Origin of the sequence: Klebsiella terrigena (genome assembly GCF_012029655.1) — a bacterium.
Classification (GTDB): Bacteria; Pseudomonadota; Gammaproteobacteria; order Enterobacterales; family Enterobacteriaceae; genus Klebsiella; species Klebsiella terrigena.
The window spans coordinates 1,801,040-1,821,827 of the sequence record NZ_CP050508.1 but is presented as its reverse complement, the minus strand read 5'-3'; the positions used below and the strand labels follow the sequence as shown (position 1 = coordinate 1,821,827).

Sequence of the window (20,788 nt, the reverse complement as noted above, 5' to 3'; positions counted from 1 at the left end):
ATATGCTAATCAACATATATCATAAATTTCAGGCACGCTACCGCCATTGGCTATCGCAACCAAAGCGCGTAACGCTGCTGTACTACTTTCATGATTATGGCTTTGGCCAGTCAGTCACAGCATGCTCTTGCTGCTACCTGACGGCTGGCCTTTACGCTGCGTTCTGCCGCCACAAACAAAACAGGCTGGCAGACCCGCGATAAACAACTAAAAACAGAGATATATCTCGCAAGCCATATCTCTGTTTTCAGGCCCTACGCCGTACAACCGGACAGTAAATGCGCGAGCGCTACTCTCCCCGTTTTGCTGCCGGCTATCTATCGGGACTTTCTCATTTAGCAAGCTCCAGGGTTCACCAACATCACCGGTACGGTCGTTGAAAGCCGACTGCACGAGCCAGTAAAGCTGCTGTACGCATCACTAAAGCATCAAGGGTAGCCAAACTGACGCAACGTTCCAGAACATTGCTCATATTGTTCCCCCCCAGATAAAGAGTATCCATTTCCGGGTTTGTCACACGGCTCACCGGATGTTCCGAGGAAGCGTTACCCTGTAAAGCAACACTCCTGGGACACATAGATTATCCGCGCATTATAACGCTGGTAACTAAGAATAAAAATCAAAAAGCATGGCAAATCAATTCATGTGAAAAGCAAACAATAAGGATACATTATTTACACAATTCAAAATAAAGGACATAACCAATTGATATGTAATTAAAAAAATCAAAAAAAGCTCAATTGACATAGGAATCACGAGCATTCAGCGGCGGAATGCTCGGAAATTATATAATCAGTAACAATATAGTCAGCAGGGCATGCTCAATCTCATATTGAGTACTTTATCGGCGGAACATCAATTATTAGTATAAGAAACTATAGGTATTATTATGATGCTAAGTTACATACAAATGATAATGATTTCTATTTGATAGGATAATACAGTAGATATGCCGCAAAAACGATCGCTGCTCCTCAAGCGCTGCCCCGCTCTGACCGCTTTATGAAGATCCTGTAACGGGAAAGCAGATGACCCCTAAGGCAACCCGGTGTAAAATCGACGATTATATATAACGGGAAACAACGAACCCGGAGGATTAACATGAAGTTTTTAGTCACTGGAGCCGCAGGATTTATCGGTTTCCACACCTGCAAGCGCCTTCTTGAGGCGGGTCATCAGGTTGTTGGTATCGACAACATGAATGATTACTACGACGTCAATCTTAAGCAGGCGCGTCTGGATTTACTGCACTCCTCCCTTTTCAGTTTCCATAAAGTCGATCTTGCCGATCGCCAGGGCATCGCAGAACTGTTCGCAGAAGAGAAGTTTAACCGCGTGATCCATCTGGCCGCTCAGGCTGGCGTTCGGTACTCGCTTGAAAATCCTCATGCCTATGCTGACTCCAACCTGATCGGCTATCTGAACATTCTGGAAGGTTGCCGACACAATAAGGTCGAACATCTGCTGTACGCATCGTCCAGTTCCGTCTATGGTTTGAACCGTAAAATGCCGTTCTCAACCGATGACTCGGTCGACCATCCGGTTTCACTCTATGCCGCCACCAAGAAAGCCAATGAGCTTATGGCACATACCTACTCCCACCTTTACGGCATACCGACTACCGGGCTGCGGTTCTTCACCGTATACGGCCCGTGGGGTCGCCCTGACATGGCGTTGTTCAAATTCACCAAAGCTATGCTGGAAGGCAAGAGTATTGACGTGTACAACTACGGCAAGATGAAGCGTGATTTCACCTACGTTGACGACATTGTGGAAGCCATTGTACGCGTTCAGGATGTTATCCCGCAGGCGAACGCGGAGTGGACCGTCGAGAATGGCTCTCCGGCAGACAGCTCGGCTCCATATCGGGTTTACAATATCGGCAACAGCTCCCCGGTTGAACTGATGGATTACATCACCGCCCTGGAAGAAGCGCTGGGAATGATCGCAGAGAAAAACATGATGCCTATCCAACCGGGCGACGTGCTTGACACCAGCGCGGATACCAAACCGCTGTACGATCTTGTTGGCTTCAAGCCGCAGACCACCGTCAAAGAAGGTGTGCAGAATTTTGTCGACTGGTACAAGGCCTATTACAAGGCATAATCGGGCAATCAGTTTCTCAACCGCAGCAGCATAGCTGCGGTTCTCTCTTCTGGTATCGCTCCTCCCCTCTTACGCGTAACCTTGTTCACTGCTGCGGAAAGTCTCATATCTTCAACCACGGTATCCTTGCCCTTCTTTCAATTGAAGCGCGCTTACCTCGTTATGGCAGACTAAAATTGTCACTTTCACCAAAGAGCCGGAGCACGAGCCAGTTTTCTTTTGAAAGTATAGTTTTTCATTCTCCATAAAAAAAACACAATTAGCGTATAGGAATCTTCTTAGAAAGAAGATATGTTAGTGTGATAAAGATAATTTTTATCGATCTTTTAATTGCAAGCTAATCACTTACTCCCGTAACTTCGCTCTGGTAGATCATATGGAAAACTTATTTTTCTTGGTTGTTGCTGCCATACTACTTGCCGTTTCCATTTACTTTTTAATTTCTTATTTAAAGGATAGAAAAAGAACGAAATTATCGTTCAATAAACGTCAATGGTAGTCGCAGTGTCAGCACATTGGCACCTGAAATAAGATTTAATAAGAGCAGCCGTGTTTTTTTTCGGTACAGACTCCTTTAATAATTAATCTGCAATTTAGTTAGTAATATACCTGGTTCATCAGGCTACAAAAATAACAAAAGCCTGCATTGCAGGCTTCGTTTTACCTTCCGGCGCTTATCTCCAGCATCTACATCACAGTGACGGTAGCTCTTCACAAGGTAGATTCAACATATCCGACCTGTTCAGACGGTGCAATGGATGGAATGTTAGATTACGGGATACATCACAATTTTAGTGGTGCCAGGTAACAGTAGAGGAAGAGGCTAGAAGGGTTGAGGAGGGTTGAGGAGGGATGGTTAAAACAGACCGGCGGCAGGTACCGCCAGTCATGGTCAGCGAAATGCTAGTCGTTGCCGAACAAATCGCGGGTATAAACCTTATCAGCGACGTCAGCAAGTTCTTCTGCCATACGGTTGGACACGATGACATCAGCTTCCTGCTTGAAAGCTTCCAGATCACGAACAACTCGAGAGTTAAAGAACTCCTCTTCCTGCATGACGGGTTCGTAAATAATAACCGGAATACCTTTGGCTTTAATACGCTTCATGATTCCCTGGATAGAGGACGCACGGAAGTTGTCTGATCCACTCTTCATGATCAGACGATAAACGCCAACCACCTTCGGCTTACGGGCAAGAATAGAATCGGCAATAAAGTCTTTACGGGTACGGTTAGCATCAACGATAGCGCCAATGATGTTGTTCGGTACCGATTCGTAGTTTGCCAGCAGCTGCTTTGTATCTTTTGGTAAGCAATAGCCACCATAGCCAAACGACGGATTGTTATAGTGGTTCCCAATGCGCGGATCCAGGCACACACCTTCAATGATCTGCTTGCTGTTAAGACCCTGGCTCTCAGCATAGCTGTCCAGCTCATTAAAATAGGCAACGCGAAGAGCAAGGTAGGTATTGGCAAACAGTTTAATCGCTTCGGCTTCGGTCGAATCAGTAAACAGCGTTGGGATATCCTGTTTAATCGCCCCTTCTTTTAGAAGATTGGCAAATCGTTCAGCACGTTCGGAACGCTCACCAATAACGATACGAGACGGATGCAGGTTGTCATACAACGCACGGCCTTCGCGCAGGAACTCTGGGGAGAAAATAACGTTATCAATCCCTAGACGCTCTTTAATATCACGGATAAAACCAACGGGAACAGTTGATTTAACAATCATTACCGCCGCAGGGTTAATCTCTGCTACATCACGGATGACGGCTTCAACGGTAGATGTATTAAAATAGTTCGTTTTTGGATCGTAGTCAGTCGGGGTAGCGATAATGACATAGTCAGCATTACGATAAGCGTCCTGCTTGTCAGTTGTCGCACGAAAATTCAACGGCTTTTCGGCCAGATATTCCTGGATCTCTTTGTCGACAATCGGAGAAATCTTCTGGTTAAGCATATCTACTTTGGACTGAACGATATCAAGCGCGACCACTTCGTGGTTTTGCGCAATCAGGATGCCGTTCGATAAACCAACATAACCGGTACCGGAAATAGTAATTTTCATTCGATCACACTTTAATCAGTTAACTGGACAATGGCAATTTGCCACCCTGGAAATCTACACTTGTGGCGGTTTTACTCTCCGACTGACTGTATGTCAAGACAGACCTTTTTGTATGAGAGCAAACTGAATAGCTTAAGGGGGGACGGACAATCACAACAAGAGTGTTTGGATTGAAAGCACTTGATAGAGAAAACCCGGCCATGAAATAACCGGGTTTTAATTAGCTTAACAAGCTGTGATTATTCCATCCACTCGGTATGGAATACACCTTCTTTATCGGTACGCTTATAAGTATGCGCACCAAAATAATCACGTTGAGCCTGAATCAGGTTAGCCGGCAGAACCGCAGAGCGATAGCTGTCGTAGTATGCGATAGCAGCAGAGAAAGTTGGTACCGGAATACCATTCTGCACAGCATATGCAACGACATCACGCAGCGCCTGCTGATACTCATCAGCAATCTGTTTGAAGTACGGTGCCAGTAACAGGTTAGCAATCCCTGCATTCTCTTCGTAAGCATCTGTGATTTTCTGCAGGAACTGGGCACGAATGATGCAGCCAGCACGGAAGATTTTAGCAATCTCGCCGTAGTTCAGGTCCCAGCTGTATTCATTAGATGCAGCACGCAGCTGAGAGAAGCCCTGCGCATAGGAAACAATTTTACCCAGATAAAGAGCACGACGCACTTTCTCGATAAATTCTGCTTTATCACTAGCCGGTTGCGCCTGCGGACCAGTCAACACTTTAGAAGCGGCAACACGCTGATCTTTCAGAGAAGAGATGTAGCGAGCGAATACGGACTCAGTGATTAGGGATAGAGGTTCTCCCAGATCCAGAGAACTCTGGCTAGTCCATTTACCTGTACCTTTGTTGGCCGCTTCATCAAGAATCACGTCAACCAGGTATTTACCTTCTTCATCTTTTTTAGTGAAGATGTCTTTAGTAATATCTATCAGGTAGCTGCTTAACTCACCTTGATTCCACTCAGTGAAGGTTGTAGCCAGCTCTTCATTAGAAAGGGCCAGACCACCTTTCAGCAAAGCGTACGCTTCTGCAATGAGCTGCATGTCGCCGTATTCAATGCCGTTATGAACCATTTTCACATAGTGGCCTGCACCATCAGCACCAATATAGGCAACACAAGGCTCCCCATCTTCCGCTCGGGCGGCGATCTGCTCAAGGATTGGCGCTACCAGCTCATAGGCTTCCTTCTGACCGCCAGGCATAATGGATGGGCCTTTAAGTGCGCCCTCTTCTCCGCCAGAAACACCGGTACCTATGAAGTTAAAACCATCAGCAGACAGTTCACGATTGCGGCGGATGGTGTCCTGGAAGAAGGTGTTACCACCATCAATGATGATGTCTCCTTTATCCAGATACGGTTTGAGAGAATCGATCGCACTATCAGTGCCGGCACCCGCTTTGACCATTAACAGGATGCGGCGCGGAGTTTCGAGGGATTCAACAAACTCTTTGACTGTATAATGCGGGACCAGTTTCTTGCCAGGGTTCTCGGCAATCACTTCCTCAGTCTTTTCACGGGAGCGGTTGAAAACAGAGACGGTATAACCACGACTTTCGATGTTGAGCGCAAGATTGCGCCCCATCACTGCCATACCGACAACCCCGATCTGTTGCTTGGACATTACATACTCCTGTCTGGTGTGGTCACTGCGACACGCTCGCAGCTTAAATGTGATGATTATGTTAGCTCAAAGCAGGTGAGGCGCATAGCCTAAAAATTAAGGCCACACTAGAATGTCAAATACCATGTATATATTTTGATTCCCGTTCGCGAAAACTACAACTAATCATTCAGCAATGGGATAATTACTAAAGCGCACAGAATGACACACCAACTAAATTGCCCATGTCAAAATAGATAGTAAGGTTTTGTATAACAACACGAAATTGATTTATAACTTTGCAACCACATCACCAATGGCCACGCGCCAGTTAGAAGGTAAAACACCTAATTTTTGAATTTTTGTTGTATCAAGAATTGAAAAGAGAGGTCTTTTAGCCGGTGTAGGATAGCAATCCGTCGTGATCGCATTAATATCTGGAATTTTGCTCAATTTACCAGCATATTTGGCTGAATCGAAAATTTCCTTTGCAAATTCGAACCATGAAACGTCCCTATCTCCGCAGTAATGATAAACACCACCGGTAGCCTGAGCATTGATTAGTTCAATGATTGCATTGGCAATATCACCAGCATATGTTGGGCAACCACGCTGATCACCAACAATCCCTATGCTTTCACGCTCAAGTCCCAGACGTAACATAGTCTTTACAAAGTTATTACCATACTCGCTGAATACCCATGCAGTCCGTATAATGATAGATTGTGGTAGCTCTTCAATTACAGCCTTCTCTCCATCGAGTTTTGTTTTTCCATATACACCAAGAGGATTAGTACGATCCCTTTCCGTGTAAGGAACAGTAGCATTACCATCAAAGACATAGTCAGTAGAAACGTGAATAAATCGAGAGTTATATTTTTTTGCAGCAAATGCAAGATGGTGTGGACCACGATGATTCACAAGATCAGCAGATTCAATATCCGTTTCAGCTTTATCAACGGCAGTGTAGGCAGCAGCATTAACAATAATATCAGGTTGATAGCTTCCTACGGCAGCTAAAACAGTATCACAATCAGTAATATCAAGCTCATGAGTATTTGTCGGCCAGATCTCCCATTCTTTCGGAAGACGATCCTGAAAACAATGACCAAGTTGCCCATTAGCACCAGTCAATAAAACTCTCATGGGAAAAGTTCCTTCAGTGTTTTTCCTTTTTTATCTTTGTCAGATAATAAAGGGTTATCTATTGGCCATTCGATACCAATTTCCGGATCATTCCAGATAAGGCAACTTTCATATAAAGGATTATAATAATCCGTACATTTATACTCAAAATCAGCAACATCCGATAATACGACAAAACCATGAGCAAGTCCCGGTGGCACCCAAAATTGTGTTTTATTCTCTTCTGAAAGAATAACACCTTCCCACTGACCAAACGTTTGTGATTCAGGACGGATATCAACAGCAACGTCAAATACAGTACCACGGACTACTCGCACCAGTTTACCTTGCGGATTTTGATTCTGAAAATGCAAACCACGTAAAACACCTTGAGAAGAGCGAGAGTGATTATCCTGAACAAATTCAAGATCAATATGTAGTAATTCTTGATAACGTTTTCTTTCAAAAGTTTCTAGGAAAAAACCTCGATCGTCACCAAAAACTTTAGGTTGAATAATCTTAACGTCAGGAATTCGTGTTTCAACAATATGCATATTAACTTTCCTCAGCCAGCATTTGCAAATATTTACCATATTGTGTCTTTGATAACACTTTCGCTTGTGCAAGCACATCTTCTTTAGATAGCCATCCTTTGCGATAAGCAATTTCCTCAAGGCAAGCAACTTTAAATCCCTGGCGTTGCTCAATTGTATGAATAAATTGCGATGCCTCAAGCAGACTTTCGTGTGTACCTGTATCTAACCAAGCAAAACCGCGTCCAAGTTTCTCGACATGTAAATTACCCTGCTCTAAATACATTTCGTTAAGAGTCGTAATTTCAAGTTCACCACGCTCCGACGGTTTTACTTTCTTGGCCATTTCCACAACATTATTGTCATAAAAATATAAACCAGTAACTGCCCAGTTTGATTTAGGTTTTGTAGGTTTCTCCTCAAGCGAAACAGCGCGGTTCTCATCATCAAACGCTACGACCCCAAAACGTTCAGGATCCATAACTTGATAACCAAAAACAGTAGCTCCGTCAGTACGCATTACAACATTTTCCAGCTTACGGCCAAAGCTTTCACCAAAGTAAATATTATCTCCCAGAACTAAAGCGCAAGAATCGCCAGCAATAAATTCCTCTCCGATCAGAAAAGCTTGAGCTAAACCATCAGGACTTGGTTGTATTGCATAACTAAAAGTAATACCAAACTGACTACCATCCCCAAGTAGTCGTTTGAAGGCTGGCATATCATCGGGAGTTGAAATTATAAGAATATCTCTGATGCCAGCTAACATAAGAACTGAAATAGGATAATAAACCATAGGTTTATCATAGATTGGCATTAACTGTTTAGATGTTCCTTGGGTTAGTGGATATAAACGAGTGCCGGACCCTCCAGCTAAAACAATACCTTTCATTTCGGATTTTCCTATCTATAATTACTGAGAAATGCCCAAACGTTCGCCTGCATAGGACCCATCTTTGACACGACTCCACCAGTCAACGTTTGATAAATACCACTGCACCGTTTTTCGGATACCACTTTCGAACGTTTCTTGTGGTTTCCAACCCAATTCAGTCTCAATTTTACTGGCATCAATAGCATAACGCATATCATGGCCAGGACGGTCAACAACATATGTAATCAAATCGGAATATTTTGCTACGCCATCAGGTTTAGTTGGAACCAATTCCTCAAGTAAGTTACAGATAGTGGTAACAACATCAATATTTTTACGTTCATTATGTCCCCCGATATTGTAAGTTTCTCCAACTTGGCCGTTAGTTACAACGGTGTAAAGCGCACGAGCATGATCATCCACATACAACCAATCACGAATTTGTCCACCATTACCATAAACAGGCAAAGGTTTGCCATCTAGTGCATTCAAAATAATTAGTGGGATCAATTTTTCTGGGAAATGATAAGGCCCGTAGTTGTTTGAGCAATTAGTGATCATGGTCGGCATACCATAAGTACGTAACCATGCCCTAACTAAATGATCACTGGATGCCTTAGACGCAGAGTAAGGACTACTTGGCGCATAAGGAGTTGTCTCTGTAAATAAATCATTGCTTCCATGAAGGTCACCGAAGACCTCATCTGTCGAGATATGATGAAAACGAAAGTCTTTTTTTGCAACACTATCAAGATTATTCCAATACTCTCTCGTAGACTCCAATAAAGTATAGGTCCCAAGAATATTAGTCTCAATAAAAGCAGATGGGCCATCGATTGAACGATCGACGTGACTCTCTGCAGCAAGGTGCATCACGGCATTTGGTTTATACTCACTAAAAACACGATCTAATGATATGCGATCACAAATATTTATATTTTCGAAGTGAAAACGTGAATTGTTAGATATAGTATGAAGTGATTCTAAATTACCAGCATAAGTCAAAGCATCTACAATAATAATTTCATTATCAGTTTCATTAATAATATATCTTGCTACTGCAGACCCAATAAACCCAGCACCACCGGTGATCAAAATTTTCATTACATCCTCTTTTTATAAAATAATATAATTATAAATCATTAATATGCGGATTTGTTAATAAAACCCTTGAAAATGGTTAAGAATATAATTTTAACATCTAGCCAGATACTCCAACCTCTAATATAAAGCAAGTCATACTCAATTCTTTTCTCCATTTTTTCAAGAGTATCTGTTTCTCCACGCCAACCATTTATTTGAGCAAGACCTGTAATACCAGGCTTCACTTTATGCCGTAACATATAACCTTGAATTAGTTTCCTATATTGCTCATTATGTGCAACAGCATGAGGTCGCGGACCTACAACAGACATCTGGCCAAATAAAACATTAAAAAATTGAGGGAGTTCATCTAAAGAGGTACTTCGAAGAAATTTACCAACTGTTGTAACACGGAAGTCATTCTTTGTTGCTTGTATAACTTTATCATCATTTTCCATGACTTTCATAGAACGAAACTTCCATACCTTTATCGGCTTACCATCCATACCATATCGTATTTGACGGAAAATAACCGGCCCAGGTGATGATATTTTAACTGCACATGCGATGCAAAATAGCACTGGGGAGATTAACAAAATAATTATTAAAGAAAAGATTATATCCTCGAGCCTTTTAAAAACCATGTTAATTCCGTTCAATGGAGTATCAAAAAGCGGAACAACAGGTACACCATTAATTTCTTCTGTACGGGACTGAAGAATATTGAATGTGAAAAGGTCTGGGATGAAAAGAACGGAACATGTCGTATCGGTTAGTTTACGAACAAGCTCTTTCATCGTATTTTCGTTACTCATACTCATAGCTATATATATACGATCTAGCTTTCCTTCCCTTGCATCCTGTACTAACATATCAAAGTTACCGATATAATCAATACCATCCTTAGATTCAAACAATTCATCATCATAAATACCTTTTACGATAAATCCAAGCCAAGGTTCATCGGTAAAACTTTTTATTAAGTTAACACCAGCGGGCATAGATCCAGCCAAAGCAATGCGCCGTGTGTTATATCCTAACTTGCGTAAAACCCCTGATAAAAAACGAATCAATGACCGACAAGATACAAAACCTAAGGCAACAATCAAATACCATTGGAAAAAGATATCAATCCCGATCTCAAAGGTCTCTTGAAAAGAGGTTACTCCCATAGTTAATATAAGGCTCAAAGTCCAGTTTTGCAAAATCAATATTATTTCTGCTGAAAATTTCACTCCTCGCCAAGAGCGATAGAAATCTGTAATTCCGCCAATCATTTGAAAAATGACCAATACCAATAGAGCAATCATTAAAGCTTGATAATTGAACTGCATTTTGTGAAATAAACAAACCAGATATAAAGATAAAAAAATAATTATTATATCTGAAAAGCGTTGTAAAACCGAAATTAGTGAAGCATTCGCATTTGAGCGCGAACGATAATGTAATATCGCCATATTTTACTCTTTCAGACCTAAAATGGAATATATTTATATGCTGTACCGTAACCACATGCTTAGAAATTACAAGGTGTTAACTACAGAGATTGACTTGACAGTACAATTAAATTTAATGGAGATAAATTTATAAGAGAAGTCACATGTATTTCTTTGACCGCGGATGATAACCTTTACTATATGTTTTGAATGCTAACAAAGCATTATTAAAATCCAATTTCAATAATTTTTTTGCAATGACGAACAATATATCAAAAGGAGTCTTTCCATAAAACTTCGTTGTTAACGCTTGATCTATCGTTATTTCACACTTACGCCAATTCTCTTTGACTTTTTTGGTCTTCGCTAAAGAGTGTGACAATGAGGATACGACTGCAATATTGATAGTTGCCCCCTCCTTTTGAATTCGTTTAATTCTTCTAAATAAACTGAAGTCAACACCATAAAAAGCATACCTTTCATCGAATAATTTTAGATTATTATTTTTGAAACACTCAATTAATGAATTAAATATTGTAAGTCCTGAGCCAATTGAAAAAACGGTTTTCTCAGAAGACAAGACGCCTTTTGTGTCAGTTGGTTGATTGTTAATTAATGGATAGTGCACGACATCATCACTTACTGAGCGAATAACTGGTAACATTAGATCAACAGGATGGAGGTTTTTAGCTTTCTCAATTTCTACAAAATAATCGACTGGAATATTTGTATCGTCATCAAAAAGGCAATAATAGCTGTAACCACTATATTCATCTATTGCATAATTATACAACACGCTTAAGGGTCTGTTGCTTAAATCTTCTTGAACAAAAACTTTCCCATTAAATTTATTTTTTAGACCAATATAAGTTTCATCGTCTGTTTCTAGGACTCTTGGCCCATTATTGAATATCAAGAGATGAGCATCGACCTCGAGTGCATCTAATAATGAATTTAGTGTCTGAGAATTGTTGATTTTTTTATTATAAATTACTGCAATAATTAAAGCATTCATGTACTAACCTGCCATGTTTCTCAATAGACATTTTACAATGTCCCCAGCACGGGGGGTTATAAAATTGCAGATATTTTATTTAGACTTTCGAATATTCTTTTTTTAGATTCTTCTACGGTATTGAGTAGTTCAGAACGTCTACTACTATGATCATACTTTAAAGTTGACGCAATATCAGTAACCGCGATCGATTCATTATATGGATAAATACTCCATGTTTTCAAAAAAGAAACTAATTTTTTAATATCATGATTAATGCAGTAATGAGGAACTCCGAAGGACATTGCAGTAATCACCCCATGCAAACTAGTACCATAGAATGCTTCGGAGCTAGCGATCATATACATAATTTCCCATACAGAAAGATCATCATATATTGCAAGCCCAGATAACGAAGCATCTTTAACCTTCTGAAGAAAAACAACATCGTCATGTCCACTCGCATACCCAATAGGTAATAGAACTGGCTGAACATCACTAGTAGAGGCTATCAAATCTAGTTCTCGAGCCATTTCCTGATATGTAAATTGTACCTTGTAAGGACAAGCTTGAACCGTAATGATTTTTTTGGACTTGACTAAATTTTTAATTTCTAATCGCACATGATTTTCTAAGAAATCAAAATCAATTAACGATGAAACCATTAAGACAGAATCAGGGACTAATTCGGTAGGAACCATTGACGAAACAGCATTGTATGTTCTTTCATCCCTAGATGAAATATATGCTGCATTAGTTATATTTTCTTTTTGTGATGGATAAGGAATACCACCAACTGTATTATATATGACTTTGACTTTATTTTTGAAAGAATTGATTTGAGGTATATATGGATAATCCCATATGGCGCCATAATTCTGTTTTGCGATATTCTTTATAAGCTGTGGAAATAGTTTATTTCCGGCGCGGATAAGCTTTGCATGTAATGGATTTTTTTGTACATGAGTGAATAATCCGACAACATCGGCGCTAAGTACTTCACCTCCAACAACAATTAAAACAGATCCATCCTCTGCATTTAAAAATTCTGTGATTGGCAAAGTTTTTTTACATTCATACTTTGTTAAATCTGATGATTTGATAGATGCAAAAGAGATATTATAGTTTTTAACCGCATTGGCATGAAAACGTACTAAATACATTTCCATTAATATGGGCATTAAATTGTCGCCATAGTTATATCTATCAAACGCACCATACAATATTATTTCTTTTACCTTGTGTTTTGCGATCATACTAAACCTTTATTCAACAATGATTTTCTCAAGCGAAAAATAGCACCAGGGATCCATAATGCTTTGGATTTTTGATAAAATGAAATTCGTGTTTTCCTATTAGATACATCAAAAAGATAAGCTGCACAAAAATATGCAATTAAGGTCGCGTATGCGGATCCTACAATCCCATATATAGGTATTAATATATAATTCAAAGCAGCACCAACTAATAAGCCTAAAAGATTTCTAGTTAGAGCGAACATTTGCAACTTTTCATTTATATACCATCGTCCACTTGCCGAACTTAGAAAATAAAATATACTAACCCATGCGTATATTTTAATAACATCAATAGAAGAAGAATATTTCTCACCGAAGAAAAAAATAATTATATAACTAGAAACAAATGTTATGAATATTGCTAATAAGAGTCCGATTATCACAAGAGCATCATATAATAATTGCATTTTGGCATTATATACCTCTTCACCTTTCTCTTTTGATTTAATAATCTTCGGGAAAAAGGAAGAAACTATAGCAATTGGAAAAAAATACCATACCTCTATCATTTTAACAGCAACAGAATATACACCAACAGCTGTATTATCGATTAAATTCCCGATCATGATTTGATCCATTCGCATATAAAGCATCAATGCTAAACCAGAAAAAATCAAAGGCCAACTTTGTGAAAGTAGTTGTTTACATTCTTTCGAGTCAACTTTCCATTTTATTTTAGAAGTTTTCTTATAATAAATATAAAACAAGATAATTGCAACGAATAATGCTTCGATAGAAACCGTAAGAGATATTAATAAATATGAGCCTTTTAATAAAATAACTGTAATCTTAAGAGCGCAACTTATAAAGAATGCTATATTCTGTGCTATTACCGTATGCTTTGACGTTACATTTGATTCAAACCAATACTTTATAATATCACTAGATCTAAATAATACAGAAGGTAACATTATTACAACAACAAGTAGAACATCATATTCATGTGGTCGCAGTAGCAAGGTAAAAATAACTACTAAAAAGCAGGCTAGAATACTGCCAGAAATTTGTAAAAGGAAAGAACTTCCCATAATAACATCTGAATTATCAGGTTTGCTTACCAATTCTCTAACAGTAACACCATTCATCCCAAGTGATGCCACTGCAGTGAAAATAGCAATTATAGCAATGGCATAATTATATAATCCAAACTCATTCGGCCCCATATAACGAGCTAGCCAAACGCTAATTAAGAACCCGAACCCCAAGCGTATAATGCTATCACCTGATAGCCAAATCATATTCAGCAAGGGTTTGCTTCTAGTTATCGACATACATTTCTTTCCTAGTTAACCGACAAGACCAATATAGTATTCTTTATCGGGACTTTAATTATTAAATGAATATTATTTAGTTATATTATTTGTGTTTTTGAATATATCTGGTTTAACAGAAAAGTTGAATGAGCTGCCCGTAACACCTGTAAGATCACTATCAGAGACAATTAGCTTCATAGCCGAACTTTCTCCTTGACATACAATTCCATACTTAGGGGATACCTTACCACTCTTATCATCATCGCGGCCTATAACTGTTTTTATACTCCTTATCAAGGCTGACGTTCTCTCACCTGTTAACAATACATGTCCAGACTTTTCATCATTACTAATTTTTGCAGAGTTACGTCTAAATACTGAAGAGTCAATAACAACCTGAGAGCTATTCAAATATATACCATATTGTCCTGCGCGATCACTAATGCAAGAAGAAATAATATTGTTTACTGAGTTTATAAATTTAAAATTACTTCCATCATTCCATTCAACTTTTACATTTAAGAAAGTATTGTCATTTGCGCCTTTATTTAATAATATACCATCTGCCATATTCCCATTAATACTTCCACCAAATACTTTTGAGTCGACAATATTGTATACTCCAACTTTATTAGCAGAAATAACACAGTTATTTACATCTACCTTAATATACTTATTTTTATTCCCGATTGCGATTCTGAAACCGTAGAAACCACAATATAAAAAACGCAAATTAGAAAGTTTGCCTACTTCTGTGTTAGCAAACGTGACCCCATCGCTATCAAGTTTCTCATTCCCATATAGAGCTAAACCGAAAAGCGTCACATTATTATTATATTTAAATATGCATGTCCCCCCTTCAGCCATAATAATAGATGAACCACACCCTATCAACTTAGAAGATTGACTTCCCATATATGGTAATTTGGAATTCCCTATTAACCAAACGCCATCAGGTAATTCCACATCTTTGAAACGGTATGCTCCTTTTACTGCAGGTAGATATAAAAAAGATGTATTTTGCAGCGCTTTTTTTAACGCTGCAGAATGGTCTCGATGTGGATTGTCACTATTTGCATCTTCTAATTCTTCTGGAGACATGTAATCATGTAAACTTGTCATTTTCCCAGCAATATTGCTTGGAAATAGCTGAGCTGATGTAACTGAATCGAGATCACCTTCTGTAGCTGAAAAAACTTTATTAGGTAAAACAAGCTGGGTACTAAGTAAAGATACAAACTTTAAAAAATTTCTTTTTGTAATATCCAGCATGACAATTTCCTATTAATTAGTCTTTGAAGTGATATACTTTCATACATTATGACTGCATTTGCATTATTTGTTAAATTTACCTCTGACATAATCATAGTAGAATAGCGCTATGGACAATGGATAGTAAATGAAATATCGTTTAAACAATTTTGGTTCATCATATATCCTGTAAAGCCATCTTAGATTATATTTATCAATAAGCTTTGGATAATAAACAGTTCCTTTACTCGCAGTTTGATGAATAAAACCACCACAAGTATAACCAACTCCTTCCCAACCTTTATCCTTTATATCTGTCAAAAAATAATCTTGCAAAGGAGTTCCCATTCCAACAATAATAATATCAGGATTTATTCCAGATAGTTTCTCCAAATAATCAGTGCGTTCTTCCTTTGAATTAAAAAATCCATTCCTGGATTCAATTATATCCAATTTTGGGAAATTATTTTTTATTTCCAAAATGGCTTTTTGCAGATATTTATCCTCACTACCTATGATTGCGACGGTGTTAAGATTCCGTTCAGCATACCCGAAAACTTCTGGTGCAAGTGAAGTCATATCAAAACTAATCCTTTTAGTTTTGATACCAATAAGCCCTACCATTTTTTGGAACAAGATACCATCACAATAAATTTTATCGAAACTTTGATAGCTGTTTGCTATTTTTCGATATACATAATAGGAATAACAATTTAGAAATGTATTAATACCTTTGTTATTTTCTATATGAAATTCAGTTTGTGGTATTTTTTTGGATAATTCTTTAACTGGATTTGAATTTAGCTGCATTAATTTTAGCCTTTTTATACATCATATAAAGTGTTCGCTGCAGATTGCTAGGTATAATAATTACTATTGAATAAATTATAATTTGTTTAATATGAAGTGTTTTAATATTTAATTTAAGGAAGTTTTTGATGCTGAGTTTTTTTAAACCACTTCTTGCAGATTTCAACACAATGAATTTAAAATAAAATTTCTGATACGCTTTTTCAGTGATTCGATACCTGTTCTCTTCAAGCCAATTCAGAGAATACTGAAATGACTCTCCCTTTTCATTTGGTCTTTCTTTAGAATTCCAGAATATTTTAGTACCAATAAAATCAGCATATTCTACCATCATTTTCTTATCATCAAACGTTAAGCATAGATCATAGTCTTGGTGTCGAATATATTTTTCATTGAAACCACTATCTTCAAAGAAACTTCTTTTAATAGTTAGTGTTGATGTCTGCATATATTCATCACTAACAAATAAATACTCAGATATTTTTTCATCTGGTTTTTTGGGCCTATGTGGTACTACATCTTCAATCTTTTCATCAAAATAGACTATAGCTTTATTATAATAAACATCAGCCTTACTACCTATTTTATCTACTAGTAACTGAAGTTTGTTATTTGTAAATGCATCATCAGAGTCAAGTAAGCATACCCATTCAGTTTGAGCTAACCTGGCGCCTTGATTACGTGTTGCTGCAGCATTACTTTTAAAGGAGTTTTTTACTAAAAAAATTTTATCATCGCTAAAAATTTTCAATGCATTTTCAATATCTTCAATGTTTTCACTTTTATCGTCCACAATTATTATTTGATGAACTAATGAATCATAATTTTCTTGTTCTCTAATGCTATCAATAGCTCTTATTAACTCATTAATTCTTTTATAATTCGGTATTACTATAGTAAATGGTTCCTTGACATTTTCTTTAAGTTGTTCCATTTGTTACCCTATAATTTTTTTCAGCACCGATAAAGAAAACTAATGCTAATGATACATAAACATTATTTAATGACGAAACTGACATTGCGGTAGCCATTAAGATAGCGATAATACAAAATTTATTTTTTAGGGAGAATTTATTCAAAAATAAATTTAAAACTATTAAGAGTACGACAAATCCAAAAATACCATGATCATATATAACGCGAAGTAAAAATGAATGTAATATTACGGAATAGCATTTCCCATCACCAGCATAACTGAAAAGAAGGTGATAATATGATAAATTTCCACATGATATGGCAGATAATGGAGTCAATGCCGTAGAGCCTGTAAAAAACTTCCACCAAGGCCACTCAGATGTTGATGAAAGAAACTCCAAAAAAAATCTATATCTATCGATCTGTTCGTAGGAACTACCACCAGAATCTTCTAACCGCGCCTGAAATATCATATAAACCCCTAGTACCGCTAGTGGCACCAAAGTCATCATTACTATTTTTTTAATATCTAATCGACGGTCAAACGAAAATAGAATAGCTATCATCATTGCAATCAATGAGGAGCGAGAGCCAGAAATTATACAAACCACAAGCATAAGCAGAGTGTTTATTATATTTGCATCTTTTTTTATTATATTTACATAGTAATAAAGCAGTATCAGTAATATCAGTTCGAAGTTATTCTCTATAAGTACTGTTGGTCTATCAATTTTCAATGCGAATTTATCAAAACTATATTTAACGATAAAAACAAATAAAAGAAACTTAAAAAGCCTTTCCACGACCTTTTCTGAGAAAATCGCTTTCTTATAAAAAACGCCAAGTAGTATGAAGTAATAGTAAGATTTATATGCCTGAATAAAATCCAACAAATTGGCATGCGTTATCAGTGTTACTGTAACGAAAGAATAAAAGAGATAAATTAAAAAAGCATTTGAAATAAACATTGCACTTTTGTTTATTCCAGTTGTAATTAAAGCCAGCGCGGAGGACAGCAAGAAAATAACTTCAAGCAATCCTGTTTCAGAAATTGGTAACAATTTTGCTGTATATGTTGCACCTAAAACACTCAGAATCACAATACTCCATATTGTGAAGCTCTCGCATTTATTTGTAGTTCCAAAACCATTGACCAACATGAAATCATCTCATTTTTAGTAAAGGTAATGCCAGCCATTTCTGGCTGACATTTCGAACCTACATTTATTTATTTTTATCAGTGTAGTCATATGTATAATTAGTATATCCATACGCGTAATAGTTAGTTGCGCGTTTAACTACAGCATTAAGAATTACACCTTTGACACTAACATTATTCATTTCGAAACGTTTTATTGCTGCCACAACCTCAGGTAAAGTATTTACCTCATGTCTGATAACCATTAATGTCGTACCTGCACATCTGGATATTATTGTTGGATCCGTTACAGCAAGAACTGGTGGCGTATCTACAATCACGAGATCATAATTTTTAGAAGCCCATTCAATTAGTTCTTCGAGATTTCCACGCATCAACAATTCTGCTGGGTTAGGCGGATTTGTTCCCCTGCTGATAAAATCAAATTGACCAGAATCTACTCTTTTAACAACACGCTTTATATCTGCAGAACCGGATAAATATTCAGATAAGCCAATATCATTTGGTAAACCGAATATCTTATGAGCGTATCCTTTGCGCAAATCGGCATCTATAAAAATGACCTTTCGATCTCCTTGAGCCATAACAGCAGCAAGGTTACTACTTACGAATGTTTTACCAGCATTCGGACTCGCACCAGAGATCATTAATACATTATTTACAGCATCTAGCATAGCAAAATGGAGGCTCGTTCTAAGGCTCCTTATTGCTTCGATCGCTAAATCAGCCGGATTTTCAACCGCCAATAAACCATAAGCTTTATGATGATGCGCTTTATTAATACCTAGTTTCCCAGCATTGTCGCTATTTTTATATAACCAATCAGAAATTGGGACACTTGCATAGACATTAATGCCATTTTCTTCTAATTGGGCAGGTGAATCAATGCCCTTTCTTAGTAAGATACGGAGAAGAATAATCCACCCAGATACAAAGAAGCCTGCAATTATTCCAATTGCGATAATCGCAATTTTTTGAGGTTTAACTGCTGTTGGTTCAGTCACTGCAGGGTCAATAATCCGTACGTTACCGATTGCACTTGATTTTGCGATACTAAGCTCTTGTTGTCTATTTAACAATTGCATATATACGGCTTGACCAGATTCTACATCGCGACTTAATCGCAAAATCTCCTGTTGTGTTTCGGGCATTGAAGCTACACGTTTATTTAGCCGAGCTCTCTCTTGATTTAGTGTTTCTCTTTTTTCAACTAATGCTTTATATGTCGGATGTTCTTTCGTATAAAGCTGTGATATTTCTGCTTCACGGAAAACTAACTCATTTAACTGATTGTCAACGTTGACAACTTGATCCAAGACTGATTTTGCTTCTAAAGATAAGTCTACAGAATCTTTCTTTTGCCTATAAGCATTTAGTATATTTTCAGCTTTATCTAGATCATTGCGAACTTTTGGTAATTGCTTACCCAAAAATTCAAGACTTTTGGCATCTTGTGCCGCTTGTCTATCAATATTCTGCTCCAGATAATTTTTACTAATGCTGTCCAAAATCCTTTTAATTAAAATTGGATCCTCACCAGTAAGTGTGAGGCTAAGCATCCCTGTATCTCTGCCTTGATCCTCAACTTTAAATGAGTTCTGGATATTATTGATTGCGTCCAATTTACTCAAATATGTGATTTCAAATACACTTCCAGGTAAAGCATCAATACTGTTAACCTTAATAGATAAATTTCCATTATCTATTAACTCTCCAACATTTCCTTTTATTTCTTCAGCATCATTTGTAATCACGAATGATTTGTTATCAATAACTTCCAATTCAATTTTAGGATGATTCTTATTCAAAGAAATCAGATTGAAATTGCTTACTGAAATACGTCCATCAGATCCTCCTGAGATTCTACTCAGACCTTTCCCAAATAATGGGAAATGCTTTTCCTCAATTTGTGCCTGCAGATTCAGATCATCAACTGTTTTCCCTAGAATCATACGAGATAAAAGCAGTGATATTTCTGGGTCTGACTTAGGCTGGGTTGTTGGCAATGCTTGGGTCAAGCTATCAAGGATAGCATTTCCTTGCTTTTGCTCAACCTGCACTAATGCGTTAGCCTGGTATACTGGTGTTGCAAAAAGCACGTATACCAACGAAATCGTCGCAAAGATTGCCACGACACTGATAATTAATTTACGATGATCTATAACTTCACCAACTAGTCTACCGATATCAATTTCAGTTTTCTGTTGGGTTGTATTTTTTATCGGCGTTTCAGAAGGCATGCACGAAATTCCTAAA

The 20,788-nt window shown here is 37.8% G+C and carries 17 protein-coding genes; 2 read left to right on the top strand and 15 right to left on the bottom strand.

Translation table 11 applies throughout. The features are described 5' to 3' along the window. The first annotated feature begins 1,101 nt into the window (after nucleotides 1–1,101). Both HCK03_RS08540 and HCK03_RS08535 read left to right on the top strand, forming a co-directional pair. Complete coding sequence (locus HCK03_RS08540; protein ID WP_167691404.1) at nucleotides 1,102–2,106, top strand: NAD-dependent epimerase; 1,005 nt, start codon at nucleotides 1,102–1,104, stop codon at nucleotides 2,104–2,106. Between the two features lie 376 nt (nucleotides 2,107–2,482). Next, complete coding sequence (locus tag HCK03_RS08535) at nucleotides 2,483–2,605, top strand: small membrane protein (protein ID WP_143716129.1); 123 nt, start codon at nucleotides 2,483–2,485, stop codon at nucleotides 2,603–2,605. Between the two features lie 404 nt (nucleotides 2,606–3,009). Here HCK03_RS08535 and ugd read toward each other — a convergent pair whose 3' ends face one another. The 15 genes from ugd to HCK03_RS08460 form a co-directional block, all read right to left on the bottom strand. Beyond that, the gene (ugd, locus tag HCK03_RS08530) at nucleotides 3,010–4,176 is read right to left on the bottom strand and encodes a UDP-glucose 6-dehydrogenase (protein ID WP_115192277.1); all 1,167 of its coding nucleotides are present in this window, start codon (nucleotides 4,174–4,176) and stop codon (nucleotides 3,010–3,012) included. Between the two features lie 239 nt (nucleotides 4,177–4,415). Beyond that, nucleotides 4,416–5,822, bottom strand: coding sequence for an NADP-dependent phosphogluconate dehydrogenase (gndA, locus tag HCK03_RS08525; RefSeq protein ID WP_123551675.1), 1,407 nt, complete (start codon nucleotides 5,820–5,822; stop codon nucleotides 4,416–4,418). Nucleotides 5,823–6,092: 270 nt separating this feature from the next. After that, nucleotides 6,093–6,947, bottom strand: a complete 855-nt coding sequence (gene rfbD, locus HCK03_RS08520) for a dTDP-4-dehydrorhamnose reductase (protein WP_167691403.1) — start codon at nucleotides 6,945–6,947, stop codon at nucleotides 6,093–6,095. Beyond that, nucleotides 6,944–7,480 (bottom strand): dTDP-4-dehydrorhamnose 3,5-epimerase, encoded by a 537-nt coding sequence (gene rfbC, locus HCK03_RS08515; protein WP_134526983.1) that lies wholly within the window; start codon nucleotides 7,478–7,480, stop codon nucleotides 6,944–6,946. The genes rfbD and rfbC overlap by 4 nt, the downstream gene beginning before the upstream one ends. A 1-nt stretch (nucleotide 7,481) precedes the next feature. Continuing rightward, a complete protein-coding gene (gene rfbA, locus HCK03_RS08510; RefSeq protein ID WP_134526986.1) occupies nucleotides 7,482–8,351 on the bottom strand; it encodes a glucose-1-phosphate thymidylyltransferase RfbA in 870 nt (289 codons plus the stop codon). A gap of 21 nt (nucleotides 8,352–8,372) precedes the next feature. Next, the gene (gene rfbB, locus HCK03_RS08505; protein WP_134526989.1) at nucleotides 8,373–9,437 is read right to left on the bottom strand and encodes a dTDP-glucose 4,6-dehydratase; all 1,065 of its coding nucleotides are present in this window, start codon (nucleotides 9,435–9,437) and stop codon (nucleotides 8,373–8,375) included. 38 nt (nucleotides 9,438–9,475) lie between these two features. Next, a complete protein-coding gene (gene wcaJ, locus HCK03_RS08500; RefSeq protein ID WP_167691402.1) occupies nucleotides 9,476–10,873 on the bottom strand; it encodes an undecaprenyl-phosphate glucose phosphotransferase in 1,398 nt (465 codons plus the stop codon). Between the two features lie 139 nt (nucleotides 10,874–11,012). Continuing rightward, nucleotides 11,013–11,867, bottom strand: coding sequence for a glycosyltransferase family 2 protein (locus HCK03_RS08495; RefSeq protein ID WP_141334815.1), 855 nt, complete (start codon nucleotides 11,865–11,867; stop codon nucleotides 11,013–11,015). Nucleotides 11,868–11,923: 56 nt separating this feature from the next. Further along, the gene (locus HCK03_RS08490; RefSeq protein ID WP_141334813.1) at nucleotides 11,924–13,102 is read right to left on the bottom strand and encodes a polysaccharide pyruvyl transferase family protein; all 1,179 of its coding nucleotides are present in this window, start codon (nucleotides 13,100–13,102) and stop codon (nucleotides 11,924–11,926) included. Continuing rightward, complete coding sequence (locus HCK03_RS08485; RefSeq protein WP_134526995.1) at nucleotides 13,099–14,415, bottom strand: flippase; 1,317 nt, start codon at nucleotides 14,413–14,415, stop codon at nucleotides 13,099–13,101. Before HCK03_RS08485 ends, HCK03_RS08490 begins: the two co-directional genes overlap by 4 nt. Nucleotides 14,416–14,487: 72 nt before the next feature. Further along, nucleotides 14,488–15,669: a right-handed parallel beta-helix repeat-containing protein gene (locus HCK03_RS08480; protein WP_134527000.1), complete on the bottom strand. Its 1,182-nt coding sequence runs from the start codon at nucleotides 15,667–15,669 to the stop codon at nucleotides 14,488–14,490. Between the two features lie 63 nt (nucleotides 15,670–15,732). Next, on the bottom strand, nucleotides 15,733–16,458 hold the full coding sequence (locus HCK03_RS08475) for a WecB/TagA/CpsF family glycosyltransferase (protein ID WP_167691401.1): 726 nt from the start codon (nucleotides 16,456–16,458) through the stop codon (nucleotides 15,733–15,735). After that, nucleotides 16,433–17,392: a glycosyltransferase family 2 protein gene (locus HCK03_RS08470; protein WP_167691400.1), complete on the bottom strand. Its 960-nt coding sequence runs from the start codon at nucleotides 17,390–17,392 to the stop codon at nucleotides 16,433–16,435. The genes HCK03_RS08475 and HCK03_RS08470 overlap by 26 nt, the downstream gene beginning before the upstream one ends. Next, on the bottom strand, nucleotides 17,379–18,533 hold the full coding sequence (locus HCK03_RS08465) for an O-antigen ligase family protein (RefSeq protein WP_134527009.1): 1,155 nt from the start codon (nucleotides 18,531–18,533) through the stop codon (nucleotides 17,379–17,381). The genes HCK03_RS08470 and HCK03_RS08465 overlap by 14 nt, the downstream gene beginning before the upstream one ends. Before the next feature lie 64 nt (nucleotides 18,534–18,597). Next, nucleotides 18,598–20,772, bottom strand: coding sequence for a polysaccharide biosynthesis tyrosine autokinase (locus HCK03_RS08460; RefSeq protein WP_167691399.1), 2,175 nt, complete (start codon nucleotides 20,770–20,772; stop codon nucleotides 18,598–18,600). Nucleotides 20,773–20,788: the final 16 nt, after the last annotated feature.